This is a genomic window from Parasutterella sp. St.1A3 (assembly GCF_059728705.1).
In genome coordinates, this window is sequence record NZ_BAAGFK010000001.1 from 1,126,244 (window position 1) to 1,139,146 (window position 12,903).

The 12,903-nt window shown below is 45.1% G+C and carries 10 protein-coding genes; 3 read left to right on the forward strand and 7 right to left on the reverse strand.

What is annotated here, in order from left to right; translation table 11 throughout:
* Nucleotides 1-68: 68 nt before the first annotated feature.
* From AC6I1F_RS05265 to AC6I1F_RS05275, 3 genes are all read right to left on the reverse strand, one after another.
* A complete protein-coding gene (locus tag AC6I1F_RS05265; protein ID WP_497801623.1) occupies nucleotides 69-941 on the reverse strand; it encodes an IS1634 family transposase in 873 nt (290 codons plus the stop codon).
* Between the two features lie 308 nt (nucleotides 942-1,249).
* Nucleotides 1,250-2,035, reverse strand: a complete 786-nt coding sequence (gene istB, locus AC6I1F_RS05270) for an IS21-like element helper ATPase IstB (protein WP_281523620.1) — start codon at nucleotides 2,033-2,035, stop codon at nucleotides 1,250-1,252.
* The gene (locus tag AC6I1F_RS05275) at nucleotides 2,007-2,597 is read right to left on the reverse strand and encodes a Mu transposase domain-containing protein (RefSeq protein ID WP_497801790.1); all 591 of its coding nucleotides are present in this window, start codon (nucleotides 2,595-2,597) and stop codon (nucleotides 2,007-2,009) included. Before AC6I1F_RS05275 ends, istB begins: the two co-directional genes overlap by 29 nt.
* 117 nt (nucleotides 2,598-2,714) lie before the next feature.
* On the opposite strand from AC6I1F_RS05275, the gene AC6I1F_RS05280 reads away from it, so the two are divergent.
* Nucleotides 2,715-4,127 (forward strand): ISAs1 family transposase, encoded by a 1,413-nt coding sequence (locus tag AC6I1F_RS05280; protein WP_497801576.1) that lies wholly within the window; start codon nucleotides 2,715-2,717, stop codon nucleotides 4,125-4,127.
* On the opposite strand, the gene istA is transcribed toward AC6I1F_RS05280, so the two are convergent.
* Nucleotides 4,113-5,138 (reverse strand): IS21 family transposase, encoded by a 1,026-nt coding sequence (gene istA / locus AC6I1F_RS05285; RefSeq protein WP_497801624.1) that lies wholly within the window; start codon nucleotides 5,136-5,138, stop codon nucleotides 4,113-4,115. The two genes, AC6I1F_RS05280 and istA, sit on opposite strands and share 15 nt — an antisense overlap.
* 123 nt (nucleotides 5,139-5,261) lie before the next feature.
* Nucleotides 5,262-6,380, reverse strand: a complete 1,119-nt coding sequence (locus AC6I1F_RS05290; protein ID WP_497801625.1) for an IS1634 family transposase — start codon at nucleotides 6,378-6,380, stop codon at nucleotides 5,262-5,264.
* Nucleotides 6,381-6,543: 163 nt separating this feature from the next.
* Here AC6I1F_RS05290 and AC6I1F_RS05295 point away from each other — a divergent pair, with 163 nt between their 5' ends.
* The gene (locus tag AC6I1F_RS05295) at nucleotides 6,544-6,912 is read left to right on the forward strand and encodes a hypothetical protein (protein ID WP_497801626.1); all 369 of its coding nucleotides are present in this window, start codon (nucleotides 6,544-6,546) and stop codon (nucleotides 6,910-6,912) included.
* 163 nt (nucleotides 6,913-7,075) lie between these two features.
* Nucleotides 7,076-8,872: an IS1634 family transposase gene (locus AC6I1F_RS05300; protein WP_497801627.1), complete on the forward strand. Its 1,797-nt coding sequence runs from the start codon at nucleotides 7,076-7,078 to the stop codon at nucleotides 8,870-8,872.
* 499 nt (nucleotides 8,873-9,371) lie between these two features.
* Here AC6I1F_RS05300 and AC6I1F_RS05305 read toward each other — a convergent pair whose 3' ends face one another.
* Together AC6I1F_RS05305 and AC6I1F_RS05310 are read right to left on the reverse strand one after the other, a co-directional pair.
* Nucleotides 9,372-10,481, reverse strand: a complete 1,110-nt coding sequence (locus tag AC6I1F_RS05305; protein WP_251450372.1) for a hypothetical protein — start codon at nucleotides 10,479-10,481, stop codon at nucleotides 9,372-9,374.
* A 267-nt stretch (nucleotides 10,482-10,748) separates the two neighbouring features.
* The gene (locus AC6I1F_RS05310) at nucleotides 10,749-12,647 is read right to left on the reverse strand and encodes an IS1634 family transposase (protein WP_497801628.1); all 1,899 of its coding nucleotides are present in this window, start codon (nucleotides 12,645-12,647) and stop codon (nucleotides 10,749-10,751) included.
* Between the last annotated feature and the right edge of the window lie 256 nt (nucleotides 12,648-12,903).

Below are 12,903 nucleotides of genomic sequence, written 5' to 3' on the forward strand. Positions count from 1 at the left end.
TTGTAAAAATGAAACAAAACCCTCTTAATTCAGAGGGTTATATCATTTTTTGAGCAGACAAAAGTCACTTATATTGGCAATCTGACTCCGAGACGCTTTGTAATGTCAACCACGGTGGTGAGTGTTGGGAGTGGTTCAACCCCAAAGACAGCCATCACTTTTTCGGCTTCTTGGTTCAGATCCACGCTCTTAGAGTAGCTGCTTTCCGGTTTCTCCAGCTCTTGTTCTCCCGTTTTAAGGTACAGCTTCACCTTGTTTTTTACCCCTTCAATCGGAGAGACTGTCGGAGACATCAGTAATTCAACCATCATCTCCGGAGAGTACTCTATAGCTGCCTCACGAAGCTTAAATGCCATGAACCTCTCCAAAGCCAATGCCAGAACACAAACAACAAAGTGACCCCTGATATGTGCCTCTGTTCTTACATAAATCGGTCTCGTACACAGTACTGACTTCATTACTCGGAAGCAGTTCTCTATCTTCCATAATTCTCTCAGTCTCGAGTAAATCTGCTCATCACTTAAGTCTTCGCAGCAAGTAATCAACCCGTAATAGCCTGCAAATCTTATTTTCCGTTCATAAAGCTCACGGTTTAGTTCATAACGCTCCTCTTGAGCTTTTTTATCCGGATCCGACTGCTTTACTCTTTTCAGAAATTGTCTCGAGCCTCGTTTAAATGAGGCATCAATTCTGCCGCTGCCGGCGCTCATCATCTTCTTGGCTTGCTCCCATTGCAAATTTAATTCCTTCATGTCGTGGGCATACCGCTTAGCCGACCAAGTCACTATCAAACGCGGGTTAACAACCTCTCGTGATTCTTTTTGTTGATTTCTCTCAACGATTCGAACGGTATTCTCAATGGTTCGAACGACGATTCTCAGCGTTCGAACGGAGCTAATTTTCAGTGTCGGCTGATGCGTCAACGTTGATAGGTAAATCAAATTCTCACAGGTTCGAACGCTCAGTTTTAACCGTTGGGCCGACCTGTAGTTTACAAGATTTTGTGATAGCTATTTTTATAGTTGTTTGCAGTGATTTTGCGAGCACGTACGGTGTCAAGCCAACGTGGGATAAGTTGTAACGGAGCGCCAGCGAGGTTACAGCATTATGCCGCGAAAGTGGCTTGACGCCGTTCTTCTTTAATACGCTGTACAAAGGCCGTTAAGCACACTGCTTAACGGCCTTAAAAACAGGCGGCGACAAGCGTTAAAACGCGTTTGGCCCTGCAATTAACTTCTTCTATTGACCTTTAGGATTTCTGCACGCCTCCATATTGTTCCATTTGCCTGACTGAGGCACCGTACATTTCGATTCTGTGGGAGACACTGACGAGTCTGTCCAGGATTGCGTCGGAGTAAGTCGGGTCGTTGATATATTCAGCCCATTTACTGACCGGCAGTACGCTTGTGACGATAGTACTTGCGTACATGTATCTTTCGTTTATTATTTCCAGCAGATCCTCTCTGGATCTGGCGTCTAACTGTCCGATGCCCCAGTCATCGAGGACTAGCAGATCAACATTTTTATACTCCTTGAGTTTTTTGAAGTATGTTTCGACGATCTGATGTGACGCAGACATTTGGTTAAGCAGCAGGGGTATTCTGACTACCCTTGCTGTTTTCCCTTTCATGCAGGCCTGATTAGTTAAGGCGCACGCAAGGAAGGTTTTACCGCATCCGGCAGCTCCGGTAATAATGATGTTTTGGTGCCTTTCCATCCACTGCATCGTGAGGAGCGCCTCTGCCTGATTTCTATCTAATCCTCTTTCAATGCTGAAGTCGATTGTGTCAGGACGAGCGTTTGGCAAGCAGATTTTTGCTTCTTTAAGACGACGGTTTAGTGCATTCGAGTCTCGCTTTTCAACCTCATATTCCAGCCCTTCGATGACGCAGTCAAGCAAAGGCATTTGACAGGCGTCAGGGTCAGTAAGAATCGCACTGAAGCGCTCATAAGCGGCACGCATTTTCAGCCTCTTGCACAACTCGCTGAGACGCAGAATTTTTTTATCATGAGTAGTTATTTCTGATGTTTTCATGTTCAACAGTCCTATAGTCCTGGTCTTTGTCGGAATTATCTAAGCCCATAAGCAGCTCTTTCTTTCGCATATTCACAAAGTTCTCGATAAAGCTGTAGCTCAGGAACTTTTGTTCGAGCGCAACGCCGAGGGCTTCATTGGCAAGCCGGTTCGATCCTATTTTTGCAAGCCGCCTTAGGCAGGAGCAGAATCTGCGGGCGTTCATTTGATCGGATTCCCACTTGATCTCCAAGACGTTTACAACCGTACTTTCGTTGTAGCCGCAGTCGATCAGCTCTTGTGCCCATTCATCCTTACTGAGCCGTTGGTGCTTTTCCTTTGCCGTCAGATGCTCAGGCAGAATGTGCGTCTTCTGGCCTGAAGCTTCAAGCAATCTCTTGTGCTTGCCAATGCAGACGGCGGTCTCAATGTCGTAAATGAAGACATTTTCGGCTGTCTTCAGCACGGAGACTCTTTTACCTACGTGGCTGGCAGGAACGCTGTAACGATGACCACAGTCCTCAGTGAGCCTGATACAGTGCCCTTTGTCAACCTTTAAGTACTTCCAGCTGCCGACTTCCAGGGCGAACGCACAAAATTTTTAACAAAACATCCTTAACTCGTTAAAAAGTCGACAAAAACGGTTGACTTTTTTTGAAATATAGCATATAATATATATGTCTATAATTTAATAGGTGGCATGATGGCTGTCAGCAAGGAAATCCTCGACCTTATCCCGCAAGGCTGCAAGGTCAACTGGAACGAGAAACAACAACGCTTCTATGTTTATAAGTCCACTTATTACTACAGTAAGGAACACAAAAGATCTCGTGAACAGCGCACCCAGGTCGGTACGATCGTTAACGGCGTATTTACTTATGCCAAAAGCTACCTTCTCAAACAACAAATCAAGGACTTGAAGCAGGAGGTTAAGTCTTCAACTGCAGAAATCGTTAACAAAACCTCTGAAATTCTGTCCAATGAAGTCGTTGACCCTCGTCAGGCTGCGAAGGTTCAATATCCTTTGGCGTACGTGTATTTAGTCGCTTTGCTCAGCTCCTTGTCCGGGCAGACAAGTTGTGTGCAAATCGCAGATTATTGGAGCAACCATCGGGCAGCCCTGGAAACAGCATTTGAAGACTTTCCTAAGCAGGATATTTCTCACGATACCGTTCGGCGTCTTCTTATGCTGATAGATCCTGAACAATTCCAAAGCTTTTACGGCAGACTTGTAGAACCTCTGCTTCATAAATTTACTTCTCGAATTGTTGCAGTGGACGGTCAAGCGGTCAAAGCCTCCAGAAAAAGCGCAGAAAGAGCCGGTAAATACATCCTTACCTTCTATGACACTGAAAATGGAATTGCTTTAGGACAAAAGCTCATCGGGAGCAAGGAAAATGAGATCACGCACGCCGCCTCCATGGTTGAGGGACTCGATTTGGCAGGATGTATTGTTACGGCCGATGCACTCAATACGCAGGAAAAGTTTGCTTCAGCTTTAATCCAAAGAAAGGCAGACTACTGCCTTGCGGTGAAACAGAACCACAAATCGTTGTTTTATGACATGCAGTTAAGCTTCGTGGACCGCACCGAAACCCGTACGCTGGAGACCGAAAAAGTTGAACTCGGACATGGAAGAATCGAGACAAGAAAGATTTCGGTCCTTCCCGGAAGTTGCCTGCCCGCAGCCTTATTGAAGAAGTGGATAGGGCTGGATGAGGGCACGATCATTAAAGCTACAACAGAGAGCGTTAACAAGACAACCGGCGAGATCAGTTCTCTTGATCGCTACTACATTAGCTCCCTGAACTTCTTGAATGCCCATATCGCAGAACAATGTGCCAGAGCCGTTAGACGTCACTGGGGAATTGAAAATGACCTCCACTACGTCCTGGATGTTAACTTCTACCAAGATAGAACACAGTGCAAAAACGCCAACTATCTGCAAAACAGAGTCCTCTTGAATAAATGGGCGCTCGGGATGATCAGAAAACTTCAAAAAGAAGAGGAAACCGAAACCGGCAAAGAGGCTAAAAGCGTGAAGCGAATCATGGCTAAGCTGCAGTCTCCGACAGCAGCTCTGGAGGCGTTAACCTCACTAATTAACAAATAAATTCATGCGTACGCCCTGGCCGACTTCAAAGGCAAGGATGGGAAGACTTGCCAGCGCTTTTTTCTCGTGCGCCGCAAATTCAATTTCGCGACTGCTTTGGCGATTCTTTGTGAACGGACGCTCGTTGAACTGACGTACCTTCTCAAGAATCTGCTCGTTCAGATCAGACAGATCAAACGCTCTTATCGGACCCTGCATCGACAGAGGCGCTATCACATGCCGATAGAAGTGTAAAACGCTGTTTTCTACGCGGTTCTTGCCCTTTGGACTTCGCGGCCGACAAGCAAAGGTGTTGATCCGGTAGTATTCGCACAGATTGGTCAGGATTGGAGAGTAATCGATTCTGCTTTGCTTATGCGACATGACAAGGCTCCTGGCGTTGTCGACTATAAGCGTCTTTGGAATGCCGCCGAAGAACTCCAAGGCTTTGACAATCCCTTGCATCCAGGAGTGCTGTTTTTCATCGTCAAAAGCGCAGGCAAACATCTTCTGACTAAATGTCATTGTGGCAACAAACAGTTTGGATTTGCGGCTTTTCCCATGCTTGTCGACCCAATTGATAAGCTCGCCGGCAAAATCGATTTCCATCGAGCCGCCGGGTACTCGCTCCAAGTTGGTATAAACCTCCTTCGGAGCTTTAGCTTTCATTGCCTTATCTATTTGACGGCAGAACGTCGGATACGAGCAGGCGCTGCTAGGGTCAGATGCCTTGTATGCTTCGTAAAGAAGCTGTCTGGTTGCATACTTGACGTTTGCAAGCTGAGTTATGACGTGATCTGTATCGATTTCTCGGTACTTTGCGTCAATGTGAGAACACAGCAGCTCTTCCAATACGGCTGAATCAGTCTTTTCGATCTCCGTGTACGTCAAGCCGGATGCTTTGATCTGGTTTGCGTATTTTGAGACAGTTGACTTCGATACGCTGACGGAAGCTGCAATTTTCGAATACGGTTGATTCAAGTTCAGCAGAGCTGCAATTTTCTTGATCTTTTCCATTGAAGATTGTTCCATAAATTGTCCCTAAAAAATTTAAGGACCTCAGACTACAATCCAACGGAAAAAACTGAAACATGCTAAGCGTTCGAACCAGTGAGAACACCGTACTCAACTGGCAGAACAATTAGCTAGCTACTATTATGAGAGGGGGCGTTCGAACACTTGAGAACACCGTTCGAATGGTTGAGAGAATTCATTTTGTTTAACCGCTTCAGGACAGTCCATTGTCTTCATCTTCCATGACATCTCGCCTGTTTCTGAATCAAATTTATATTTCCAGCCGTCCTCGCTAAACAAGTTATCCAACTCTTTGCTGCTGAGCCGGTGAAGACTGTGCGCCACGATAAAGGCACAGTCGTTTTCAATCAGCTTGGAAAGATTCTCTTTGCTGTTAAGTCCTCTGTCAGCCACAACGATGGGTTTGCCCTGCGGACATTTCTGCCGGAACGACTCAACAACCTTCATTAAAGTTTTAACTTCTGCCGTATTGCCGCGATAAACTTCATAGTCCAGAGGAATGCCGCAGCGATCAATTAATAAACCGAGAAGAACCTGTGTCTCATGAGTCCGGTGCTCTTTACTCATGCCTCTTTCGCGTAAACAATCAGGTTCAAAGCTCTCAAAGTAGAAAGTGGTTACGTCATAAAAGACTAAGGAACAATCCCGCGCAATTTCCTTGGATACAGCTTCATCAAGTTTTTTGATGATGGTCGTTTTAGAAGCAGCAAGAATGTCTAAAGCTTCGTAGTGTTGATCCAGTGATACAGAGTCAAACTTGAACAAATGGCGCGGACATTGTCTTCTCATTCCCCGCCGGCTCATGGGACTGAGAATGCGGCTGGCCACTTGATAGAACACGGCCAAATCTAAATCCCAAGAAAGTTTTCTGTTGTATCCGGCCTTACGGAACCATGCGTTTAAGCCAAGCTTTTCCCAGACTTTTCGTATGGGAGCCATCCCGTAATGCAGCCGAGGAGCTGAGGCAGCTGCCGAAGAATCAGAAACCGCAGGCGCAATCCGCCGAACCGCAGCCTCTTGGAGTTGTTCTGCACGTGAGGCATCCGAGCGCAGAGCTTTGACTCTGTCTTTTAAAGATTGAAGGTAGTTTGGATCCTCCTTCATTTTTTCAGAAATATCTCCTAAAGCTTCCAAAGTCCGAGAAGAGTTCTTGCGGGTAACCGGGTCTCGAAAGGTTTCGATGATGCTGGCGTAGTAGTGAGAACCTCGTTTGTAGTGCTGCAGAGTAATTGTAGGCATAGACTCTCCGGAATCAGATTTTTACTCATTATATCATAAAAGTAAAACCTAAGTATAATATAAAGTAAATATAAGTTAAATCTGTCTTCTAAAAAAATGGGAACAATTAAGCAACCACGGGGGTTGGGGAAGAATTTACGAGGCTAAAGACAGGAGGGATGACTTGCTTAAGAAGGGAACTTATAGCTTTATTTTTAACTATCTGGACGGACTTGGCAGCCCATTGCTTAATACTTCGGACAGCGGTGATGTAATCTATTTAAGTGCACACGGTTCACATGCTGAATCGTGGCAGGAAATTGATATGTGGACCAATACCAAGGGTAAATATTGGATTTTATATCCGACTTCATGCTCAGGTGAAGAGTGCAAATTTTTAGTGTTTACAAACCTCACATATCTTCAAATAAGAACTTATTTAGAAGCTCTTTTAAATGATCACAAGTATCCATGGTTTGAAGGAAAATACATGAGCAAGTCAAGCTTTACTATTAACGGCCAAAACGTTTCCGCATCAGAGATTTTTAAATAACGGCCGTATTCAAGATAAACGTCCATAGGAAAAAGTCAGGCTGAAAAATTGCAGAACTAGAGAACTAAAAATTTAAAAATCACAAAAAATCATTTTATTTCAGTGGAATAAAATGATTTTTCGTGTTATACTAGATTACCTAATTAGATAATCGATTGTAATTATGAATACGCCAAAACTGCCTCCGCTCATTATTAAAAAGAGCCCTTCGGCTTATTACGTTTACACCTATAAAAATAAGTGGGATTCCGAGAAAAAGAGAAGTTATCGAGTTAGCTTCAAGAAGGTCGGTACTGTTACCTCCGGCCAGAAGGAAGGCCGAATCCGCTGGGACGAACACTTTTTAGCTGAGCGCCCTGAATTAAGGGATTTTATTTGCCAACGCAAGGGCAAAGACTATATCTTCACTGCGGTGAGTGAAGGCGGTTTTACTCTTTCTCAAGCAATGGATGTCAAACAACTGCATGCGGGAGCCACGTGGGCGCTGGATCAGCTCGTTGCGCAATCTCCTATCGGAGAAGCTCTTAAAAGGGCCTTCCCACAGCGCCGAGACTATCTAAAAGTTTTGTCGATTGCCTACTTCATAATCCTCAATCAGGACAACAATATTTCTAAATATCCGACCTTTGCCGAGGCGACTCGTCTTCCATGGGGCGGGGCTTTGCATCCTTCCTCAATAGGCAGAGTTTTTAGGAAAATCAAAAAACAACAAATAGAAAATTACTTTTCTGCCATCCAGGAGGGATTAATAGAGCAGAAGAAAAAAAATGGGGACGACGACAGGCTGACATTGGCTTTAGATTCGACCTCCATTTCGAGCTACGCAAATAAGCTGCCAAATGTAGAAAGAGGCAGGAATAAAGACGAGGACAACCTTCCTCAAATTAATCTGCTGATGTTGGTCGAGTCCAAAAGCGGACTGCCTATCTTCTATCGAGCCTACGACGGAAACGTTCCGGACGTACAAACCGTCAGGCAGGTCATTGCTGACAACTCCAGACTAGGCATCCAAAACGTTGTTCTTGTGTCTGACCGAGGTTACAGCGGTACAAAAAACATCAATGACTGCCTGAGAAATAAAGTTGGCTTTCTGTTCAACATGAAGTGCGGAATATCAGGCAGCCTTACCCAAGAGCTCATTGATGAAGAAAGAGTTAACCTCCAGGACTTAAATCGAATGGATTGGTTTACTCAGGTCTTTCAGGTGACAAAGAAGATCAGCTGGATTTATGAACCTAATCCTGTAACGGGTCAGAGATCCACAAAAAAGACGCAGGAAACTGCGGAGCTTTACTGGCATATCTATTTCGATCGACAAATTGCTGAGAATGCCAGACAAGGGATGTTTGAGAGAATCATTCGTATACGCGAAAAGATGGCCGCCGGTAAGTCTCTCGATGAAAACGAACAAACATTACTAGAAGAGGTGTTTGTAAAACATGAGAAAGACGGCACGGTCAGCTACAGCGTCGACAATAAAAAAGTGGATCAAAAGCTCCGCTACAAAGGCTACCGGGTACTGGTAAGCGACGAAATATCCGATGCTAGAAAAGCTTGGTGCGCTTACCAGGAACGCTGGATAGTCGAAGATACATTTAAAACACTCAAATCCCGCTTGGGCTGCTCAAGAAATCGAGTCTCGGACAACGAATCATTGACTGGTAAAACGTTTGTACAGTTCCTGGCAACCTCTATTGCGATGATTGTCAGAACCAGGCTGAGAAAATACAGTGAGGAGTGCAAAAAGAATAATAGTCTGCCGATGGTGTATGACAGTGACTGCAGAGTTCTGGACTCTTTGAACAATGTAATGCAGACCAGATTCTGCGGAGGTTACTACTTCGGTGAAATCGCAGGGAAAAGACGGATGTTATTTGAAGCCCTCGGGGTTCCGGTTCCTGATGCAGAGCCCGAAAAGGCGCAGGTCTACGAAGACGACGAAGAAGAGACAGACTTCTAAAGAAGATGCCTTCAGATTAAAAGCTGAGCCTCTGCTAGAGGCTCTAGATTCTGCAATATTTCAGGTCAGGGGTCATCTTCTGGAAAGAAGATGACTTTCTTATGAGGAGAAAAACACGGGACTCGACCTGCACTAGCCGGTGCGGGAAGAGTCCCAGTAAATAAGGAGGATAGTCGTATGACGTTTGAAAATACACGACTACTTCTGCTCCTTATCGTGTTAGAGGGATTATCCGTCAATGGTGACATTGTTGTCAACATTGAAGGCTCTATTTCTCTTGCGATAATTGGAGCAGCGGCGCTATTGCTTATTCTCAGACGATAACGCCGATCGGTGCCGGAATGAGTTTTTTGTTCCGGCATTTTTTACTGCTTGAAATTAGAGAATACCTCCTTAACGTCATGCATACATCCTACTGCGAACGCCCGGTGCGCCTACAGACTCGGTTAAGGTATCGGAAGCGTAAAAAAATCAGGATCTCGATTTGAGCCCCTCAAGTTTATTTGCGGATTTGATTAGTGACCGCTTTGAACTGCTCTTTAAAGCCGGCATCATAAAGCTGGGACAGAGAAGGCGGTTCAAATTCAAAAATCTGTGCCATGTCCTTTTCCGCCTGCGAGATGCAGTCGGCTAACGAAGCGCCGATCTTCATGGTGAGGAAGGTGTTGAGCGCGATTTCGTAATTAACAGTCGCTTTTGTCTGCAGCTCAATCAGTTCCTTAGCGCGTTTATTCAGATGACGCGTATAGAACTTCACAACTTCAAGCACCTGACGGTTGATTTCTACGTTGTTCTTTAACGTTGTGCGGGCAGAATCCGCAAGATCGGGCAGGGCAAGCTTTTCCTCGGCCTTGTTGATCTGACGGAATGCCTGCTGCTCGATGCCGGCGATCTGCTTCAGGTAGACCTTGCCGATTCTGTCGAGTGCGCGATTGATGGCTTCCAGATAAAGTCTGGAACACATCATGTAGAAACCGGCGTAGGTCTTGGAGAGTTCCGGAGTTGCGCTGCTTTCAGAGAGCTGCGCTTCCAAACGGCTGAAGATTTGGCTGACCACGTCGGCAACCGACAGAACGGATGCAATATCTTCTCCGTCCACGCTTTCAAGCAGACTCTCAAGCTGACCGCTTTCCATCTTTACGCCCCGGGCGTGCAGAGAGTTAAGCGCTTTCTTGGAAAGTTCGGCAATACGGCTCTCGTCGGATGCGATCTTCGCCTTTCCCTGCGAGATTTTTTCTTTCAGCTTGTTCTGAGAAAAATTAAGCGGGTTCCAGCTTTTTTTAGGAGCGGCGATTAAATCCTTTTCCCACTCAATGATCTGTTTCTGTCGCTTGCTAATGTCTTTGCGAATTGAGGAAACCTGAGTAAGAAGCATCATTACTTCGTTGGAAAACATCTCGTGGAAGCATTCGGTGCAGATTCTCTTGATTGCAGGTTCCTGATAGACATAACGTCTGACGAAGCTTCCGCCCTGCGGATGAACTTCCTGAGCGATCAGATCGACGCCTCTCTCAAGCTTGGGCCTTAAATTAGACCAAGTCTTCTCGAACGTCTGGGAAGAGAAAACCGCTCTTTCCAAAGCAAAGTAGAGAGGATATGTAACTATCATTCGAACAGGTGCCAGCATCGTTATTCTTTCATCATTTGCTCGAGACTCAATCAGTCCCGATACCAACAATATGCCTATCTTAACTGATCGTCAGCTTAAAAAACTTCAGGCGGGTGGAATTTGCATTGATACCGGAGAAGTTTCATAAGACAAACTTTTGAGCTTACATAGCCTTTAAATAATAAGAGCATTAAAAGAAGCATGTGCACCTGTTTTCTACACTTTTAGAGTCATAAAAAAACCTTGAAGCCCGTATTATCAATGTTTCTAGGGTTTCTCTTTTTTATTTTTTGTCGTAGTAGAGGTAAATAGGTCTCTCATAGCAGCAAAGACTTTCAGCTTTCTCCTGAGTGTACAGGGCTGTTCAAATGTGTCAGGGACCGTTAACCCGACTACGGACATAATGTCCGCAACTGTCTCATTAAATCCGCTTGTCCCGTAGAACTCAACTTTTGGGGTCGGATTAATCAATGCAATTCTGGCTGAATTTAGGCTATGGACAATTTCATCCGGAGTCCTATGTTTGCCGGCTTCATTCAATTTATGCTCTAAGTATCTACTGATGCACAGCGCCAGATAACAGGTTAAGAAGTGACCTCTGACATGTTCCGGCAGTCGAACATAAACCGGCCTTGCCTGCAGAGAGCTTTTCAGGTTTCTAAAGCTGTTTTCTATACGCCACAGATTCCCATAAATCGCTAAGACTTCTTGTGCGGGAGAGTCCAAGGAAGTTTCCACGACGTGAATTCCGTCAAATTGTTCCTGCTCTTCAATGAGATTACTGTCCAGTCTGGCCGTCTCCAGCTGCATGTCCACAATCACAAAGCTTCTTCCGCCTCGTTTGAAATTGGCTTTTATGTTGGAGGGATACGCTATCAGCAAGTTGGCTTTCCTGATTAGCCTGTCTCGATCCTTTCTATCTTTGGCGGCGCGAGACGGAGTCCACGTGATTATGTATCTGCGTTTGATCGTGCTTTTAACGTTCTTTGCCGACTTAGTTGTTTTGTGATTGAGCTGATTTTCTAAATCCTCCAGCTTTTTCTCATCATTCTGCTCAAAGACATAATTCGGATATCTATAAAGAATCGGCTCCGTAACATGCAGTTCCTTGTACCAGCCTTCTTCAATGACCTCACCGTCACTGCCTGTACGGATCAGCGGCTTGCGCCCCTCAGGGTCAAGTACCTGAGCTTTGATGTCTTCACTGGCGCCTCGGATCTTTGAGGATAGAACGTAGTTATTGCCAAGCTTAACCAGTGCGTCAATGTTGGCTTTGCTGTTTAAGCCTCTGTCGGCGACAATCGTAAAGTTTGATACCTTGAACTTTTTCTTGAGCTCGGATATGAAGGGCACCATGGTTGCCGCCTCCGCCTGATTTCCTTTGAACAGAGAGTAATCCAGCGGTAATCCTTGCTGATCCGTGGCAAGAGCCATCACCACCTGTACCTCGTTGAACTTCTTATCTTTCGAGTATCCAAAGTCACGAAGTGCATCCTGGTCTGTGCTTTCAAATGCGTATGTCGTAATGTCGTACAGGCACACAGCTGTATTTCTTGTCGGGACTTGCTTACCAAACTGCTTATTAACGTAATCAATGATTGCAGATTTGTTCCTGCATAGAACATCTAAGGACTTATAGATGTGGTTGACATTGTCCGAGGAAAAGCCTAAATACTCAGCCGGACCGTGAACGGAGGAACGCCGCTTCGAGGCAGGGTTTAAGACTCTGAGAAGCACCAGATCCTTAGTTATCTTTGCCAAGTCATACTTGAAAGCGGCATCCTTAGAAATGTAGTTCAGTTTGTAATCCAGATTCAATTCATCGTAGATACTCTTGAGGATAAGATACCCGGCGCATCGGTTATCGAATCGAGCATCTTTCATTAGACTTTGATTTTGCATCAGCTCCGCCAGCTCAGAGTTTAAGTTCTCCAGAGTGGCCGGTGTCGAGACAAATTTCCTGCCTTGGACACCGCGGTTCATCTCGTCGACTTCCAACTGAATCTTCTCAAGTGCGTTTGGATCCTTTTCAAGAAGATCTTTTTTCTTTCCAAGACGTTTAACAATCTCTCGTACCGGGTGGTTGACGCCCGGTTTTCTTACCGAGCATTCAATGTAAACACTGGCGCTTTCTTTCTTAGAGCTGAATCCGATTCTGTAGTGCATGAGTACGTACCTTGATAAAGCCTCTATTATTATACTACAGGTAATACGTAGAAGTAAATAGTAAAATAAGCGCAAAAATAAGAGCCCATCGGGGCTCATGAGGCTTTTAGTTAGCTAAAAAGTGTAAAAAACAGGAAAAAACTTCAGGCGGGTGGAATTTGCATTGATACCGGAGAAGTTTCATAAGACAAACTTTTGAGCTTACATAGCCTTTAAATAATAAGAGCATTAAAAGAAGCATGTGCATGCCAGGGGG